The sequence below is a fragment of the Streptomyces sp. NPDC102259 genome (assembly GCF_044766465.1).
Classification (GTDB): Bacteria; Actinomycetota; Actinomycetes; order Streptomycetales; family Streptomycetaceae; genus Streptomyces.
In genome coordinates, this window is record NZ_JBIWMA010000016.1 from 189,742 (window position 1) to 207,593 (window position 17,852).

Below are 17,852 nucleotides of genomic sequence, written 5' to 3' on the forward strand. Positions count from 1 at the left end.
CTCTCCCCGGAGCAAGAGGCGGGCAAGAAGATACCCGCCTGGTGAGGCGGGTATCAGGGAGTGCACGAGGGTCGGATGTTGTATGAAAACGGCGTCGGTGGATATGTGGTCCACGACACCTCCTCTGGTGTGTGAGCAACACGGAATACCGCGTTCCTCACTACCCCCGAGGTTGAATCGTCATGCAGTGGTGCAGAGTTGACGGGTGTTGTGTGAATCACCTCGTCAGCCAGTTGAGGAACTGGCTCCACACACCCCCGCGTTCACCCCTGCCACCCGTCGCGATCGGCTCCTGACGGACGGGGGCTTCCTTGCGGGCAGGAGCGACCCTGGGCACGATCTGCACCGGGGTGAACTTGGCGGGCAGCACGGTGAGGCCCCGGTTGAAGGGACCCGGCCGCCAGGTCAGGCTCTCCGACGGTACGGCGAGTTCGACGTCCGGAAGCTTGTTGAGCAGGTTCTCGATGGCTGTCACGGTGATCTGCCGGGCCGGCTCCTTGGACGGGCAGGCGTGCGGGCCCGCGCTCCACGCCAGGTGGGCGCGGTTGCTGCCCGCCTTGCGTGCCGCCGTCAGTGCCGGGCCGGTGTTGGCCGCGCCGAAGCTGACCAGGAGCAGGTCACCGGCGTGCAGCTTCTGACCGGCGAACTCCATGTCGGCCGCCGGGTAGTGCGGCGCGAGGTTCTGCATCGGCGGGTTCTCCCACAGCGTGTCGTCGATCGCCTCGTCGATCAGACCGCCCTGGTGGGCGTACGCGTCGTGGGTGAGCAGCCGGTGCAGCGTGTTGCCTATCAGGTTGCGCAGCGGCTCGTTGCCGGCCACCAGCAGCAGCGCGATCTGGTGGACCAGCTCCTCGTCGGTCAGCCTGGCCTCGTGCTCCATCAGCCAGGAGGGGACGTCGTCGCCCGGCTTGGCCCGCTTGAGGGCCACCAGTTCGCCGATGGCCCCGAACATGACCCCGACCGCCTGCTCGGCGTTCACGCCGTCGAACATGCCGGTGATGCCGAACACGACGCGGTCACCGATGTCGGCGGTGCAGCCGAAGAGTTCGTTGAACACGAAGAGCGGCAGCTGCTTGGCGTAGTCGCCGAGCAGGTCCGCCGAACCGCGCGAACCGAACTGCGAGAGCAGGTAGTCGGAGACCTGCTCGGTGGTGCGGCTCAACTTGTTCGTGTCGACGCGCGCCATGCTGTCCGTGATCGCCTGCCGGAGCCTCAGGTGCTCCGCGCCGTCGCTGAACATGGCGTTGGGCCGGTACGACAGCAGGGGCACGACCGGACTGTCCGGAGAGACCCGTCCTTCGTTGAGGTCACGCCAGCGGCGTGCGTCCTTGCGGAACGCGCCGGAGTCCTGGAGCAGTTGGAGTGCGAAGGCGTAGTCCGTGATGAGGGTCGCCTCGACTCCCGGAGCCAGTTCGACCGGTGCGGTCGGCCCGAAGTGGCGCAGGTAGGTGTAGTAGGCCTGCGGGTCGGCGGCGAACTCCATGCCGTGCAAGGGCACTCTGCCGCCGGCCTGATGCGCCGGGCACCCGGGCGGGGGCACGGGTGCGGTGGGTTGGTCCATGTTCTGCTCCTAGTGTGCACGGTCCTGGAGGTGGCGGACGAGGGTGATCAGCGCGTCGGCCGACGACCGCTCGTCTCGCGCGTCACAGGTGACGACGGGGGTGTCGTCGAGCAGGTCCAGTGCGTCGCGCAGAGCCATCTCGTCCCGCAGGGGGGTGCCGTCGAAGTGGTTGACGGCGATGGCGTAGTCGAGTCCGTACTGCTCGATCAGGTCGATCACGGCGAAGGAGTCCGCGAGCCGCTCGGGGTCCACGAGCACCAGCGCGCCGAGCGCGCCGCGCGCCATGTCCTCCCACATCTGAACGAAACGCTGCTGACCCGGCGTTCCGAACAGGTAGAGCACGACACGCTCGCTGATGGTCAGACGGCCGAAGTCCATGGCGACCGTGGTGGTGGTCTTGCCCTGGACCCCCTTGAGGTCGTCGACCGACTCGGCTGCCCGCGTCATCGTCTCTTCGGTGGTCAGCGGCTCGATCTCGGAGATCGCTCCGATGAACGTGGTCTTGCCGACCGCGAAGTGACCCACGACGAGGATCTTCACCGCCGTCTGCGTGGCCCCGTCGCGGACGTAGGCCTGCTCATCCAAACTTGGCCCTGAGACCATTCAGCACCTCCTCCAGGATGTCCCGGTCGGCGAGCGGGGCCCGCTGCACCGGCGGACGGGTGACGAGGTAGCCGCCTTCGGTGAGGGCGGCGAGGAGGATCTTCACCACTCCCAGGGGCAGTTGGGTGTGCCCGGCGATCTCGGCGACCGACAGGTAGCCGGCCGAGCACAGGTCCAACAGGTTCTGTTCCTCGGGGGACAGGCGGGTCGGCCGCTGCTCGTGATCGGCGGCCGCCGTGACCAGGGTGATGAGGGACAGCTGTCCTTCGTCGGGCAGCCCGCGTCCCTTGGTGATGACGTACGGACGCACTAACTCCGGCGTCTGCGGCTCCAGTTCGTCGAACCCGTTCATGACCGCGCGCCAAGGTTCTCGCGCGGCGGAGTCGTCAGCGCCTTGCCGAGCTGGCCGACGAGCTGCTGCATGCGGAAGGTGATGTCCGCCATGTCGACGTCCGGCGAGGCGGAGACGCCGAGGTAGGCGCCCTCGCCGGCGGAGATCAGGAAGACCCATCCCCCGTCGAACTCGACCAGCGTCTGCCGCCACCCCATCTGCGGGTCCTCGCAGAAGAACGCGAGCGAACGACTGAGTGACTGCACACCGCTCATCGCGGCGGCCACCCGGTCCGCGTCGTCCTTGTCGAAGTCCTGCGTCCGTGCCATCAGCAGGCCGTCGGCGGAGATCAGGACTGCGTGCAGGGCCCCGGGTATCTCCAAGGCGCTGTCAAGCATCCATGACAGATCGTCGTTCACGAGACCTCATGCCCTTCGCTGCCAGCACCACGGGTGCTGCTCGACTTTTCCGCGGGACTCGCAGGCGTGGCCCGGCCCGACTGGGTGCCTCGCTGGAAGGCGCCCATGATCGCCGCCGTCTCGGCGCCCGAGCGGGCGGGAGTGGACGCGGACGCACTGCCGGGCACGATGGCCATGGGCCGCTTGCGACGCCGCTTCGGCAGGCCGTCGGCGGTGGTACTGGTGGAAAGCCCGCCTTCGGGGCCGCTGCGGGCCGCGGTGGTGGCGGCGGCGGGAACGACCGGAGCCGGCTCCCTCTGCTCGGGCGCGTTGGTGAGCAGGTCGTGCGGCAGGAGGAGGACCGCCCGGACGCCTCCGTAGGGGGAGGTGGAGTCCACCGACACCTCGAAGCCGAAGCGCTCGCTGAGCACACCGATCACCGCGAAGCCGAACTGCGGCGGGTTGCCGAGTGCGGAAACACCCGAGACCCGCTGGCTCGACAGGAGTTTGTCGGCACGGGCCCGCTCTTCGTCGTTCATACCGACACCGGCGTCGTCGACGACGATGCAAATGCCCTTGGGCACGGTACGAATGTTGATTTCGACGACGGTGTCCGGGCTGGAATAGCTCGTCGCGTTGTCGAGCAGTTCGGCGAGGGCGAGTGCGACCGGTTCGACCGCACGGCTCGTGATGCCGAAGTCGACCTGCGAGAGAATTTCCACCCGCCGGTAATGGCGGACCCTGCCCTGCGCGCTGCGTACCACGTCGTACACGGACGCGACATCACGCGCGCGTCCCAGCCAGCCGTCGCAGAGAACGGCGATGGACTGGGCCCGTCGACCGAATTGCGAGTTCGTGTGGTCGATCTCCAGGAGGTCCTGGAGGATGGCCGACTCGCCATATTTGTTCTGCAGCCGGGAGACAATCAACTGCTGTTCCGCGGCAAGGCCCTGAAGGGTCCGCATCGCGGACTTGAGGACCGTTTTCGTAGCCTCTTCGGCTCGTTCCTGAGCTGCCTCGACGGATTGCGCGTACTCGTTTTCCAACGCGGAGTAGTGAGACCTGAGTCCCGCGATCTCCTGCCTCAAGACACGCGCCGCCCTGCGCTGGCGAACGATGAGGGCGACTGCGACGAGTACGGCCACGAGGAGAGCCCAGAGTACCGGGTTCCCTATGTAATGCGTCATATGACTCTCTTCAGGCGACTGACGGCCAGTTGCTGAATTCCCGTCAACGCGGGTGGACCGGCGGACCGCCCGCATTGACGGGTGACCGCCCGGACTGTCCCCGTAGTCGGAGATGTCGTCTTGCACCCATCCGCCCGCTCTACAAGCGAGCGTGATCGTATCACCACAGGATGGAGACACAGACCGTCAATATGCGTACTGAGGTGAACATTGACGGATCGTCAGCGGTGCAGCCGGGCAACCGTGGAGTGACCGGGAAGCGACCCCGCAAGCGGGATGGCACACGACCCGGCAGGACAACCGATAAACGGGCTTCCGCGACATTCCGGAGGCAATGGATACGGAAACAACAAAACCCGCACCCGGCGGAACGCCGAATGCGGGTAATTGACTGTTCACCGAACGGAAGCCGCTCGATACGGAGAGTGAGAGTGTCCGAGGGGGGACTTGAACCCCCACGCCCGATAAAGGGCACTAGCACCTCAAGCTAGCGCGTCTGCCATTCCGCCACCCGGACCAGGTGTTGCCGCTGCACGAGATCTCCCCGCGGCGACAGGCACAACAATACCAAGCTTTCGGAGTGCGTTTCACCCCCATATCCGCTGGCCGCGAGGGTGCCGGGGCCGCCACGCGAGCACCTCACACGGGGTGACGGGTCGATCACTTCGCTTCAGGACCGCCAGTTCGCGACCGTCCACCCCGCACCGGACGAGCGCCTCCGCGGACGTCCTCGCCAGTTTGGCCTGTGCGTGCTGGAGGAGGTGGCCGAGCCGGTACTCCAGAGGTCCGGACCGCTCTCCTCGATCACTCTCCATGCCCCGAGAGTATCGGTCCGTACCAACCGCTGATCGTTGCTTCACCGGTGATCGATCAGAGGGGGGACGACCCCTGGCAGGACCTGGCACGCCACCCTCACAGCCTCGGCTTCGGCCTCAGCCGTCCGGCATCCGGTCAGGGCATCAGCCGGTAGTCCGGGAAGTTCCCGGGCAGCCTCTCCCCCGTAGGCCCCTGGGTCACCGCGCGCACCAGCAGCTCACCGCCGACGAAGGCACCCCGCCAGGACGCGCCGAAACCGCCGAAGAGCTCGTCGCGGTCGCCGCGGGAGCGGGCTGTGCCATGGCCCACCTTGAACGCGCGGAGCTGGGGGGCCAGCCGGTCGTAGGTACTCCGGTCGTCCGTGGACAGCGTGGCGACGAGTGCGCCGTTGGACGCGTTCATGGCCGCCAGCAGCTCCGCCTCGGTGTCGACCAGGACGATGGTGTCGACCGGGCCGAACGGTTCCGCGTGGTGCAACGGAGAGGACGGCGGCGGTCCGAGGAGCGTGACGGGCTGCACGTACGCCGAGGTGTCCTGGCCGGGCAGGAAGCGGGCGTCGGCCGGCCTGCCGCGGTGCAGCGGGACCGCGCCCCGGTCGATGGCCTCGGCGACCTGGTCGTGCAGTTCCTTGGCCTTGGCCGCGTTGATCACCGGTCCGAAGTCCAGCCGCGGATACGGATCCTCATGCTTCTCCACGGCCAGCGGGTGCCCGAGGGTCAGCGTGCGCACCGCCGGGAGGTACGCCGCCAGGAATTCGTCGAACAGGGTGCGCTGGACGACGAATCGCGGGTACGCCGTGCACCGTTGCTTGCCGTAGTCGAAGAGCTTGGGCACGACCGCGGCGAGGGCGTCCCAGTCCGAGTAGTTCCAGATGCCCCAGGCGTTGAGACCTTCCTGTTCGAGTACGTGTCGCTTGCCGAGGTCGGCGACGGCCGTGGCCACCGCGGCGCCGGTGTCGCGGCCGCCGACGAAGGAGACGCAGCCGATCTCGGGCGCCCGGACCAGCGCCTGGGACAGCTCGCCCCCACTGCCGCTGACGAGGGTGAGGGGGACGCCCTCGCGTGCGGCGAGCGCACAGGCCAGCGTCAGACAGGCGACACCGCCGTCGGTCGGGGTCTTGGCGATGACCGCGTTGCCTGCCAGTGCCTGTACCAGCAATGCGTGAACGAGCACGCTCATCGGGTAGTTCCAGCTCGCGATGTTGGATACCGGGCCCTCCAGCGGCGCCCGCCCGGCCAGCATGGGTTCGATGCCGTCGACGTACCAGCGCACGCCGTCGACGGCCCGGTCGACTTCGGCCCGCGCGAGCCGCCAGGGCTTGCCGATCTCCCAGACGAGGAGGAGGGCGAGGAGTTCGCGGTGTTCGGCGAGGGCGTCGAGGGTGGCCGCGATGCGGGCACGTCGCTCCTCGAGCGGGACGTGCCGCCAGGCGCGGTGCTGGTCCAGACCGGCGCGGACGGCCTGGTGGGCAGTGACCCCGTCCAGTCGGGGCGGGCCGGCGATCGGGCTCCCGTCGACCGGGCTGGTGGCCGGCAGCGTCCGGCCGTCGGCCTGCCAGGAGGCGTTCCAGAGGTTCAGGACGCGGTCGTCGCGGAAGGCCTCGGGGGCGACGGCGAGGCACCGTCGCCAGGTGCCGGGCCAGGACGTGCCGGATTTGAGGGTGAGGGTGGTTGCCATCGGGCTGCTCCGCTCTCGGTGCACAGTCGGGGGCGGGGTGGTGCATGGCCACGGAGGACGCCGCGAGGTGCGGCGGCTCCGTCGGGTGACGGAACGTCACCTCTCAGTGGGGTCAAGCCTTTTCGTCCAGTACGGCGAGTGCGAGGCGCGCGGTCTCGGTCGGCGTGGCGCCCACCCGGACCCCCGCCGCTTCCAGCGCCGCCTTCTTCGCCTGCGCGGTCCCCGAGGAACCGGAGACGATCGCGCCCGCGTGTCCCATGGTCCTGCCCTCGGGCGCGGTGAACCCGGCGATGTAGCCGACGACGGGTTTGGTGACGTGCTCGCGGATGTAGGCGGCTGCCCGCTCCTCCGCGTCGCCGCCGATCTCGCCGATGAGGACCACGAGGTCGGTGTCGGGGTCCTCCTCGAAGGCGGCCAGGCAGTCGACGTGGCTGGTGCCGACGACCGGGTCGCCGCCGATGCCGACGCAGGTCGAGAAGCCGATGTCACGTAGCTCGTACATGAGTTGGTAGGTGAGCGTGCCGGACTTGGAGACGAGTCCGATGCGGCCCGGTTTGGTGATGTCGGCCGGGATGATGCCCGCGTTGGACTGGCCGGGGGTGATCAGGCCGGGGCAGTTGGGGCCGATGACGCGCGTCCCGCGTGCCGCGGCGTGGGCGGTGAAGGCGACGGAGTCGTGGACCGGGACGCCCTCGGTGATGACGACGGCGAGACCGATCCCGGCGTCGACGGCCTCGATGACGGCGGCCTCGGTGAAGGCGGGCGGTACGAAGACGACGGTGACGTCGGCGCCGGTCGACTGCATACCGTCGACCACCGACCCGAAGACCGGCACCGCACGGTCGTCGAAGTCGACGGCCCGGCCCGCCTTGCGCGGATTGACGCCGCCGACGATGTTCGTGCCGGCCGCGAGCATGCGCCGGGTGTGCTTCATGCCCTCGGCGCCGGTCATGCCCTGGACGAGGACCCTGCTCTCCTTGGTGAGGTAAATGGCCATGGCGTCGTCTCCTCAGACCGCGGTGGCGAGTTCGGCGGCACGGCGGGCGGCGCCGTCCATGGTGGCGGCCTGCTGGAGCAGTGGGTGCCGGTGGGCGTCGAGGATCGCCCGCCCCCGGGCCGCGTTGTTACCGTCGAGCCGGACGACGAGCGGCTTGGTCAGCCGTACGGTGTCCAGCGCGCGCACGATGCCCTCGGCGACCGCGTCGCACGCGGTGATGCCGCCGAAGACGTTGACGAAGACCGACTTCACGGCGGGGTCGGAGAGGATGACCGACAGTCCGTCGGCCATGATCTCGGCGGACGCGCCCCCGCCGATGTCGAGAAAGTCGGCGGGGCGGGCGCCGCAGCCCGCGACGACGTCGAGGGTCGACATGACGAGTCCGGCGCCGTTGCCGATGACGCCGACCTCGCCTTTGAGTTTCACGTAGTTGAGGCCCTTGGCCGCGGCCGCCGCCTCCAGCGGATCGCCCCGCTCCGCGGCCTCCACACCCCGACGTGAGCGCCGGAAGGACGCGTTGTCGTCGAGGGTGACCTTGCCGTCGAGGGCGAGGATCTGGCCCTGCCGGGTGCGGACGAGCGGGTTGACCTCCACCAGGAGGGCGTCCTCCCGGATCAGCACCTGCCACAGCCGGACGAGCACGTCCGCGGTCCGCGCGGGCAGTCCGGCCGCCGCGGCGATCTCCCCGGCCTTCGCCGAGGTGACGCCCTCCGCCGGGTCGACGGGGATCCGGGCGACCGCCGTGGGCCGGGTGGCGGCGACCTCCTCGATCTCCATGCCCCCCTCTGCGGAGGCGATCGCGAGGAAGCGGCCGGCCGCGCGGTCCAGCACGTAGGAGACGTAGAACTCCGTCTCGATGTCCACGGGTTGGGCGAGCATCACCGTGCCGACCGTGTGCCCTTTGATGTCCATGCCGAGGATCTGGCGTGCCGTCAGTTCTGCCGCGGCCGGATCGGCGGCGAGCCCGACGCCGCCCGCCTTGCCTCGGCCACCCGTCTTGACCTGGGCCTTCACCACCACTCGCCCACCGAGCCGACGAGCGATCTCGCGCGCTTCCTTGGGCGAGTCGGTCACCTCGGCCCTGGGGACCAGGATGCCGTGCTCCGCGAAGAGTTCCCTTGCCTGGTGTTCGTACAGGTCCATCTCGGCTCCTGTCCGTGACGTCGCAGCCGAAGTCCGCCGAGCCGTCGCGAGGCCGAACTCCGATGACCGAAAGTGCCGCCCGCCCCCTGGACACCACCCATCGGATGCGGGATAACAAGCTTCATACAGTATTCGTCGACTGTATGCAATGTACCGCGAGAGCCTTCCACCCCCTACGAAGGGACGGGACTTCGCCATGCCCGACGACACCCAGGACCTGATTTCCGGTGGTCATCTCGTTGCCAAGGCACTCAAGGCAGAGGGGGTCGACCGCATCTACACCCTGTGCGGCGGCCACATCATCGACATCTACGACGGCTGCGTCGACGAGGGCATAGAAGTCGTCGACGTACGCCACGAACAGGTGGCCGCCCACGCCGCCGACGGCTACGCGCGCATCACCGGCAAGCCCGGCTGCGCCGTCGTCACGGCGGGACCCGGAACCACCGACGCCGTCACCGGTGTCGCCAACGCCTTCCGCGCGGAGTCCCCGATGCTGCTGATCGGCGGCCAGGGGGCGCTCACCCAGCACAAGATGGGCTCCCTCCAGGACCTGCCGCACGTCGACATGATGACGCCGATCACCAAGTTCGCCGCGGCCGTGCCGGACACGGCGCGCGCGGCGGACATGGTGTCCATGGCGTTCCGCGAGTGCTACCACGGCGCGCCCGGCCCCGCCTTCCTGGAGATCCCGCGCGACGTCCTCGACGCCAAGGTGCCGGCCGCGAAGGCCCGGGTGCCGCGGCCCGGCGCCTATCGCGCCTCGACCCGCTCGGCCGGCGACCCCGAGGCGATCGAGAACCTCGCCGACCTGCTCGTGCACGCCGAGAAGCCCGCGATCCTGCTGGGCGGCCAGGTGTGGACGACCCGGGGCACCACGTCCGCCATCGAGCTGGTGCGCACCCTGAACATCCCGGCCTACATGAACGGCGCCGCCCGCGGCACCCTGCCTCCGGGCGACCCGCACCACTTCCAGCTGTCCCGCCGATACGCCTTCTCGAACGCCGACGTCATCGTGATCGTCGGCACGCCCTTCGACTTCCGCATGGGGTACGGCAAGCGGCTGTCGCCGGACGCGAAGGTCGTCCAGATCGACCTCGACTACCGCACCGTCGGCAAGAACCGCGACATCGACCTCGGGATCGTCGGCGACGCCGGACTGGTGCTGAGGTCGGTGGCCGAAGCCGCCTCCGGGCGCGTCAACGGCGGTGCGTCCCGGCGCAAGGAGTGGCTCGACGAGCTGCGCGCGGCCGAGCAGAGCGCCCTCGACAAGCGGCTGCCGCACCTGCGGTCGGACGCCTCCCCCATCCATCCCTACCGCCTGGTCAGCGAGATCAACGACTTCCTCACCGAGGACTCGATCTACATCGGCGACGGCGGCGACATCGTCACCTTCTCCGGTCAGGTCGTGCAGCCCAAGTCGCCGGGTCACTGGATGGACCCGGGTCCGCTGGGCACCCTCGGCGTCGGCGTTCCCTTCGTGCTGGCGGCCAAGCAGGCCCGGCCCGACAAGGAGGTCGTCGCCCTCTTCGGCGACGGCGCGTTCTCGCTCACCGGCTGGGACTTCGAGACCCTCGTGCGCTACGACCTCCCCTTCGTCGGCATCGTCGGCAACAACTCCTCCATGAACCAGATCCGTTACGGCCAGGCCGCCAAGTACGGCGTCGAGCGCGAACGGGTCGGCAACACCCTCGGCGACGTCCACTACGACAAGTTCGCGCAGATGCTGGGCGGTCACGGCGAGGAGGTGCGCGACCCCGCCGACATCGGCCCCGCGCTGCGGCGCGCCCGCGAGTCCGGGAAGCCCTCGCTGATCAACGTCTGGGTCGACCCCGACGCCTACGCCCCCGGAACGATGAACCAGACGATGTACAAGTGAGGTGCCCCCGATGACCCCCATGACAGGAACGGCCACCAAGGCGCTCGAAGGCATCCGCGTCCTCGACATGACGCACGTCCAGTCGGGCCCGTCCGCGACCCAGCTGCTCGCCTGGCTCGGCGCGGACGTCGTCAAGCTGGAGGCGCCGTCGGGCGACATCACGCGCAAGCAGTTGCGCGACCTCCCGGACGTCGACTCCCTCTACTTCACGATGCTCAACTGCAACAAGCGCAGCATCACCCTCAACACCAAGACCGAACGCGGCAAGGAGATCCTCACCGAGCTGATCCGGCGCTCCGACGTCATGGTCGAGAACTTCGGGCCGGGCGCGGTCGACCGTATGGGGTTCACCTGGGACCGCATCCAGGAGATCAATCCGCGGATCGTCTATGCCTCCATCAAAGGGTTCGGGGACGGCCCGTACACCGACTTCAAGGCGTACGAGGTCGTCGCGCAGGCCATGGGCGGGTCGATGTCGACCACCGGTTTCGAGGACGGACCACCGCTGGCGACGGGGGCCCAGATCGGGGACTCGGGGACGGGGGTGCACGCCGTGGCGGGGATTCTCGCGGCGCTGTACCAGCGGGAGAACACCGGGCGCGGGCAGCGGGTCAACGTGGCCATGCAGCACGCCGTACTCAACCTGTGCCGGGTGAAACTGCGGGACCAGCAACGCCTGGCACACGGACCGCTCCCCGAATATCCCAACGACGACTTCGGCGACGAGGTTCCCCGGTCCGGAAACGCGTCCGGCGGCGGCCAGCCCGGCTGGGCGGTCAAGTGCGCTCCGGGCGGCCCCAACGACTACGTGTACGTCATCGTGCAGCCCGTCGGCTGGCAGCCGCTCAGCGAGCTGATCGGCCGGCCCGAGCTGGCCGGCGACCCCGAGTGGGCGACGCCCGAGGCCCGGCTGCCCAAGCTCGGCAAGATGTTCCAGCTGATCGAGGAGTGGTCCTCGACGCTGCCCAAGTGGGAGGTGCTGGAGAGGCTCAACGCCCACGACATCCCGTGCGGGCCGATCCTGTCCACCAAGGAGATCATCGAGGACGAGTCGCTGATCGCCAACGAGATGGTGGTCCGCGTACCGCACCCGCGGCGCGGCGAGTTCATGACCGTGGGCAGCCCCCTCAAGCTCTCCGACTCCCCCGTCGAGGTGACCGGCTCACCGCTGCTCGGCGAGCACAACGAAGAGGTGTACGTCGGCGAACTCGGCCTCGGGGACGAGGAGCTGCGCCTGCTCAAGTCGAACGGGGTGATCTGAGGTGATGGCCGAGGACCGGATGCTCAGGGTGCGTGCGCTGCTCGACGCGGTGCGGGCCGACGGGCGGACCGCGCTGACGGCGCCCGAGGGCAAGGTGGTCGCCGACGCGTACGGGATCGCCGTACCGGGCGAGGAGCTGGCGAGGGACGTCGAGGAGGCCGTCGCGTACGCGGCGCGGTTCGACGGCCCCGTGGTGATGAAGATCGTCTCGCCGGACATCCTGCACAAGACCGACGCCGGCGGAGTGATCGTCGGGGTGGAGGGCGCGTCGGACGTCCGGGCGGCGTTCCACCGGATCGTCGAGAACGCACGCGCGTACGACGCCGGCGCTCGTGTCGAGGGCGTACAGATCCAGGAACTGCTGCCGAAGGGCCAGGAGGTCATCGTCGGGGCGGTCACCGATCCGACGTTCGGCAAGGTCGTGGCGTTCGGGCTCGGCGGGGTGCTCGTCGAGGTGCTCAAGGACGTCACCTTCCGGCTGGCTCCGGTGGACGCCGACGAGGCGCTGTCCATGCTGGACTCGATCCGGGCGGCGGAGATCCTGCGCGGGGTGCGCGGCCAGGCCGGGGTGGACCGGTGGGCGGTCGCCGAGCAGATCCGCCGGGTGTCCCGGCTGGTGGCGGACTTCCCGGAGATCGCCGAGGTGGACCTCAACCCGGTGATCGCCACGGCCGAGGGCGCGATCGCCGCGGACATCCGCGTCATCCTGTCCGACACGCCGGTCAAGGAACACCGACGTCACACGCGCGCGGAGATCCTCACCTCGATGCGCCGTCTGATGCAGCCGCGTTCCGTCGCCGTGATCGGCGCCTCCAACGAGCAGGGCAAGATCGGCAACTCGGTGATGCGCAACCTCGTCGACGGCGGTTTCGCCGGGGACATCCACCCGGTGAATCCCCGGGCCGATGACATCTTGGGCCGCAAGGCGTACAAGAGTGTCACCGACGTTCCCGGAGAGGTGGATGTGGCGGTCTTCGCGATACCCGCCAAGTTCGTGGCCTCGGCCCTGGAAGAGGTGGGACGCAAGAACATCCCGAACGCCGTGCTGATCCCCTCCGGGTTCGCGGAGACCGGGGAACACGCGCTCCAGGACGAGATCGTGGCGATCGCCGAGCGGTACGGCGTCCGGCTGCTCGGGCCGAACATCTACGGCTACTACTCGACCTGGCACGACCTGTGCGCCACGTTCTGCACGCCGTACGACGTCAAGGGCGGGGTCGCGCTGACCTCGCAGTCCGGTGGCATCGGGATGGCCATCCTGGGCTTCGCGCGCACCACCAAGACGGGCGTGTCGGCGATCGTCGGGCTCGGCAACAAGTCGGACCTGGACGAGGACGACCTGCTGACCTGGTTCGGCGAGGATCCGCACACCGACTGCATCGCCATGCACCTGGAGGACCTCAAGGACGGCCGCGCCTTCGTCGAGGCCGCGCGGGCGACCGTGCCGAAGAAGCCGGTCGTCGTCCTGAAGGCGGGCCGTACGGCGGCGGGCGCCAAGGCGGCCGGCTCGCACACCGGGGCGCTCGCGGGCGACGACGCCGTCTATGGCGACATCCTGCGACAGGCGGGCGTCATCAGGGCGCCGGGGCTGAAGGACATGCTGGAGTACGCGCGCGGGTTGCCGGTGCTCCCCACCCCCAAGGGCGACAACATCGTGATCATCACGGGCGCGGGCGGCAGCGGTGTGCTGCTGTCGGACGCCGTGACCGACAACGGCCTCACCCTGATGGACATCCCGCCCGACCTGGACACGGCGTTTCGCGCGTTCATCCCGCCCTTCGGAGCGGCGGGCAACCCCGTCGACATCACCGGGGGCGAGCCGCCGTCGACGTACGAGGCGACGATCCGGCTGGGGCTCGAGGATCCGCGCGTCCACGCACTGGTGCTCGGCTACTGGCACACGATCGTCACTCCTCCGATGGTCTTCGCGGAGCTCACCGCGCGCGTGGTGCGCGAGTTCCGCGAACGCGGCGTGGACAAGCCCGTCGTGGCGTCGCTCGCGGGTGACGTGGAGGTCGAGGAGGCCTGCCAGTACCTCTACGAACGGGGCGTCGTGGCCTACCCGTACACGACCGAGCAGCCGGTGGCGGTGCTCGGCGCCAAGTACCAATGGGCGCGTGCGGCGGGGCTGTTGGGGGGCGGTTCATGAGGTGACCCAGGCACGGGGCCGACCGACGGTGCGCGTCGGCCGGCCCGGGTCCCGAGCGCACACGAAAGGCATTGGACAGGGGGCGCTGGCCAGAACTTTCGACGCAAGGGGTGCTGAGCGACATGACAACCACCGACTACTCGACGTCCCTCCCCTACCGGGAGGTGACCGACCGCAACGGCCGTGTGTACCGGATCGGCGAGAGCGACCGGGACATCACGGGGCGACCACGCTGGACCATGGTGCTCTTCCCCTGGATGGGCATGCTGGGCATCAGCTCCTCGGAGTACGCGTTCACGTCGGCCGAGGACACGCTGCACGAGGCCCACCTGTGGAGCAGTGGGCACATCTTCTGGCTGATGGGCGTCTGGGTGTTCTTCCAGGCGGCCGTGGCCTTCCCGGCCGGGCAGCTGCGGGAGAGCGGCAGGCTGCCCGCGCGGTACGCGATGATGCTGGGCGCGCTGGGCACGGTCCTCGGCTATCTGTCCCTCGCGTACGCACCGCACGTCATCGTCGCCTACCTCGGCTTCGGCATGTGCAGCGGCATCGGCGCCGGCCTCGTCTACGCGACCTGCGTGAACATGGTCGGCAAGTGGTACCCGGAGCGCAAGGGCGGCAAGACCGGCATGGTCAACGGCGGTTTCGCCTACGGCTCGGTGCCCTTCGTGTTCCTGTTCACGTCGTACATGGACCTGAGCAACTACGAGGGCGTGCTGGTCGCGGTGGGCCTGGTCTGCTGCGGCGTCGTGGCGTTCGCGGGGCGGTTCTTCAAGGATCCGCCGAAGAACTGGTGGCCGGCGCATGTCGACCCGCTCAGGCTCACCGACGACCCGAAGATCCGCCGGGCGCTTCAGAAGAACCCGCCGGCCGTGAAGCAGTACACCCCCAAGGAGGCGGCCCGTACCCCCGTCCTGTGGATGATGTGGTTCTGTCTGCTGTGCACGGCCGGGATCAACATCTTCGGCATCGCCTTCCAGGTGCCGTTCGGCAAGGACATGGGCTTCGCCGGGGGGATCGTGGCCACGGCCATGTCCCTGAAGGCGATCGTCAACGGCACCGGGCGCGGCATCATCGGCTGGATCTCCGACCGTTACGGACGCCGGCACACCCTGATCATCGTCTGCCTCGTGCTCGGTACCGCGCAGTTCGGTGTGCTGGTCTCCGGCCGGGTGGGCAGCATGCCGTTCTTCCTGTTCTGCTCCATGGTCTCCGGCTTCGGCGGCGGCGCGATCTTCCCGCTGTTCGCCGCGATGACCGCGGACTACTTCGGTGAGAACAACAACGCCAGCAACTACGGCATGGTCTACAGCTCCAAGCTCGTCTCGGGCCTCGTGGGCTCCGGAGTGGGCTCGATCGTGGTCGGCGTGTGGGACTACGAGGGCGCCTTCGTCCTGGCGGGCTGCATCGGTCTCGCCTCCGCGGTACTGGCGGTCTTCCTGAAGGCGCCCGGCAGGCCGACGGCCGGTCGTCGAATCGTCCCCAACCCGCAACCGCTCGGCGAGGAATCGGCCTGACATCCCGCCAGGTCCCCGCACGACGGGCAGCTCCGGCCCCCGCGCGCGGATGGACGCAGAGCAGCGCCTTCTGGATCCTCGGCGTCTGAGTGATCTTCCAGGCCGGCCGCCTCGCCTTCCCGGCGGGCCGGCTGCGCGAGAACGACGCACGCGCGTGTGGAGACCCACCCCGCTGCCTGCTGGGGGTGGGCCTCCACACGCGCGTGCGTTCCTGCTCAGCGCCTGCGACGCTCGGGGTTCAGCACTTCTCGCGCAACGAGTGCAGGTGCGCGCTCGACTTCCGTGCGAACGCGAACGACTCGACCGGGTTGTCGTGCTCGGCCTGCCAGTGGTGGGCGAGCCGCTCGCCGCGCAACCGGGTGACGGCGGAGATGAAGCGCTGGTAGTCGATGTCGCCGTCACCGACGTCGGTCATCCGGTACCCGAACTCGTTCGAGGGGTCGCTGACGCCGTCCTTCACATGGAAGAGCGGATAGCGATCCGGCTGCCTCAGTACGTAGTCCAGCGGTTCGAAGGGCGCGGCCGTACCGTCGGCCCGCTTCGAGAAACGGAACTGGCCCGCGTACGCCCAGAAGATGTCCATCTCCAGGAACACCAGGTCGGGGTCGGTCTCGGCGAGCAGTACGTCGTAGAGACGGACCTTGGGGTCGTCGGTCGCGAAGCCGAACTCGTCGGAGTGGTTGTGCTGGTAGAACTTCATGCCGCGGGCCCTCGCCGCCGCTCCGTACGTGTTGAACTCCTCGGCCGCGCGCTTCCACGCGTCGACGGTGGAGCCGTAGCGGAACGGGCCGGAGGCGGTGCCGATGTGCTTGAGGCCGAGGGCCTGGGCGTCGTCGAGGACCTTGGTGAGGTTCTGGGCGAAGGTGTAGGCGTTCGGGTCACTGGCGTAGTAGCCGACGTGGCTGCCGATCGGCGTCAGTCCGTTGTCGCGTGCCAGCCGCTTGAGCTGGGCAAGGGTGATGGCGCCCGCGGAGCCCTGGGTGTAGCCGGCGAACTCGACCTCGTCGTACCCGTACTTCTTCAACTCGGCGAAGACCGGGGCGAAGCCCAGCGTGGAGACCTTGTCGCGCAGGCTGTAGAGCTGGATGCCGAGGCGGCCGGGGGGCAGGACGGGGCGGCCGCGGCCGGTGGCCGAGGCATCGGCGCCGATGGCGGGCGCCGCGCCGGCGGGCGAGGCGGCGACCCCCAGCAGTGCGGCCGCGGTGGCTCCCGCGGCGACGCCGAGCATGCCTCGTCTGGTCAGCCGGTGGGTGAGTTCGGGGTCGATGTCGGAGATGCGGCTCATGTCTGGAACTCCTCGGGATCGGAGGGCGTTGTCAGTGGTGAGTGCTTCACTTGTGACAGTCGGCAACCGGTCAGCACAGACCGGCCAGTTGGAGCAGCAGTGCTTTCACATCGGTGGCCGCGACGGGGTCGCCGAGCGAACGGGGGGTGGAGCAGATGAGGAGCGGACCGTCGTCGTCGCTCGCGGGAAGGCGCCCGTGGCTGCCGCGAATAGGTGACGGATCAAGGGGCACCACCGCCATGCGGTAGCGCAGGCCGAGCTTCTTGCGGGCCAGCGCACCGGCGGCCTTGACCTTCACATACGGGTCCAGGGGATCCATGAACAGCTCGGCCGGGTCGTATCCGGGTTTGCGGTGGATCTCCACCAGCTGTGCGAAGTCGGGCGCGCGGGCGTCGTCGAGCCAGTAGTAGTACGTGAACCAGGCGTCGGGCTCCGCCAGGGCGACGAGTTCGCCGGAGCGCGGGTGGTCGAGGCCGTGTGTCTTTTTCCCCTCGTCGCCGAGGAGTTCAGCGACGCCGGGCAGGTCCTCCAGTACCTCGCGTACGCCGGGCAGGTCCTCGGGACGGCGCACGTAGACGTGGGCGAGCTGGTGGTCGGCGACCGCGAAGGCACGGGACGCCATCGGGTCGAGGTACTCCATGCCGTCCTGGGTGTGCACCTCGAGCAGACCCGCCCGGCGCAGGGCGCGGTTGATGTCGACGGGCCGGCTCACCTTGGTGATGCCGTACTCGGACAGGGCGACGACGGTACGGCCCTGTGCCCGGGCGTCGGCCAGGAGGGGAACCAGGGCCGCGTCCAGGGCGGCGGCCGCACGGAGGGAACGCGGGTCGTCGGGGCCGAAGCGCTGGAGGTCGTAGTCGAGATGAGGGAGGTAGCACAGGGCGAGGTCGGGGGTGCGGGTGCGCAGGATGTGGCGGGTGGCGTCGATGATCCAGCGGCTGGAGACGAGGTCGGCCCCCGGTCCCCAGAAGTGGAAGAGGGGGAAGGTGCCGAGTTTCTCGGTGAGTTCGTCGTGCAGGGCGGCGGGGCGGGTGTAGCAGTCGGGTTCCTT

Annotated in this window: 14 protein-coding genes and 1 tRNA gene; 4 read left to right on the forward strand and 11 right to left on the reverse strand. The window is 69.1% G+C overall.

Going from position 1 to position 17,852, the window contains the following annotated elements:
- Window positions 1-217: 217 nt before the first annotated feature.
- The 9 genes from ACIRPU_RS31065 to sucC all read right to left on the reverse strand — a co-directional run bounded on the left by ACIRPU_RS31065 (window position 218) and on the right by sucC (window position 8,713).
- Window positions 218-1,561, reverse strand: coding sequence for a cytochrome P450 (locus ACIRPU_RS31065; protein WP_403873060.1), 1,344 nt, complete (start codon window positions 1,559-1,561; stop codon window positions 218-220).
- A gap of 9 nt (window positions 1,562-1,570) precedes the next feature.
- Entirely contained in the window at window positions 1,571-2,164 is a 594-nt protein-coding gene (locus ACIRPU_RS31070; RefSeq protein ID WP_355707308.1) for an ATP/GTP-binding protein, read from the reverse strand.
- A complete protein-coding gene (locus ACIRPU_RS31075) occupies window positions 2,139-2,516 on the reverse strand; it encodes a DUF742 domain-containing protein (protein WP_355707309.1) in 378 nt (125 codons plus the stop codon). The genes ACIRPU_RS31070 and ACIRPU_RS31075 overlap by 26 nt, the downstream gene beginning before the upstream one ends.
- Window positions 2,513-2,914 carry a roadblock/LC7 domain-containing protein gene (locus tag ACIRPU_RS31080; RefSeq protein ID WP_020125671.1) on the reverse strand — a complete coding sequence of 134 codons (402 nt, stop codon included), beginning with the start codon at window positions 2,912-2,914 and terminating at the stop codon, window positions 2,513-2,515. Before ACIRPU_RS31080 ends, ACIRPU_RS31075 begins: the two co-directional genes overlap by 4 nt.
- Window positions 2,911-4,080: an ATP-binding protein gene (locus ACIRPU_RS31085; RefSeq protein ID WP_355707310.1), complete on the reverse strand. Its 1,170-nt coding sequence runs from the start codon at window positions 4,078-4,080 to the stop codon at window positions 2,911-2,913. The genes ACIRPU_RS31080 and ACIRPU_RS31085 overlap by 4 nt, the downstream gene beginning before the upstream one ends.
- Before the next feature lie 432 nt (window positions 4,081-4,512).
- Window positions 4,513-4,597, reverse strand: a tRNA-Leu gene (locus tag ACIRPU_RS31090).
- Window positions 4,598-5,031: 434 nt separating this feature from the next.
- On the reverse strand, window positions 5,032-6,573 hold the full coding sequence (locus ACIRPU_RS31095; RefSeq protein ID WP_403873066.1) for an aldehyde dehydrogenase family protein: 1,542 nt from the start codon (window positions 6,571-6,573) through the stop codon (window positions 5,032-5,034).
- 112 nt (window positions 6,574-6,685) lie between these two features.
- Window positions 6,686-7,570, reverse strand: coding sequence for a succinate--CoA ligase subunit alpha (gene sucD, locus ACIRPU_RS31100; RefSeq protein ID WP_403873069.1), 885 nt, complete (start codon window positions 7,568-7,570; stop codon window positions 6,686-6,688).
- 12 nt (window positions 7,571-7,582) lie between these two features.
- Window positions 7,583-8,713, reverse strand: a complete 1,131-nt coding sequence (sucC, locus tag ACIRPU_RS31105) for an ADP-forming succinate--CoA ligase subunit beta (protein ID WP_403873072.1) — start codon at window positions 8,711-8,713, stop codon at window positions 7,583-7,585.
- 196 nt (window positions 8,714-8,909) lie between these two features.
- Between sucC and ACIRPU_RS31110 the strand changes: the two genes are divergently transcribed.
- The 4 genes from ACIRPU_RS31110 (at window position 8,910) to ACIRPU_RS31125 (ending at window position 15,516) form a co-directional block, all read left to right on the forward strand.
- Window positions 8,910-10,592: a thiamine pyrophosphate-binding protein gene (locus tag ACIRPU_RS31110; RefSeq protein ID WP_403873075.1), complete on the forward strand. Its 1,683-nt coding sequence runs from the start codon at window positions 8,910-8,912 to the stop codon at window positions 10,590-10,592.
- Window positions 10,593-10,611: 19 nt separating this feature from the next.
- A complete protein-coding gene (gene frc / locus ACIRPU_RS31115; RefSeq protein ID WP_403873116.1) occupies window positions 10,612-11,853 on the forward strand; it encodes a formyl-CoA transferase in 1,242 nt (413 codons plus the stop codon).
- A gap of 4 nt (window positions 11,854-11,857) precedes the next feature.
- A complete protein-coding gene (locus ACIRPU_RS31120) occupies window positions 11,858-14,002 on the forward strand; it encodes an acetate--CoA ligase family protein (protein ID WP_403873078.1) in 2,145 nt (714 codons plus the stop codon).
- A 122-nt stretch (window positions 14,003-14,124) separates the two neighbouring features.
- Window positions 14,125-15,516 (forward strand): OFA family MFS transporter, encoded by a 1,392-nt coding sequence (locus ACIRPU_RS31125; protein WP_403873081.1) that lies wholly within the window; start codon window positions 14,125-14,127, stop codon window positions 15,514-15,516.
- Window positions 15,517-15,754: 238 nt separating this feature from the next.
- On the opposite strand, the gene ACIRPU_RS31130 is transcribed toward ACIRPU_RS31125, so the two are convergent.
- Together ACIRPU_RS31130 and ACIRPU_RS31135 are read right to left on the reverse strand one after the other, a co-directional pair.
- Window positions 15,755-16,801: a sugar phosphate isomerase/epimerase family protein gene (locus ACIRPU_RS31130; RefSeq protein ID WP_403873084.1), complete on the reverse strand. Its 1,047-nt coding sequence runs from the start codon at window positions 16,799-16,801 to the stop codon at window positions 15,755-15,757.
- A 70-nt stretch (window positions 16,802-16,871) separates the two neighbouring features.
- Window positions 16,872-17,852 (reverse strand): alkaline phosphatase family protein (locus tag ACIRPU_RS31135; protein ID WP_403873088.1); only part of this gene is annotated, 981 nt, incomplete at its 5' end.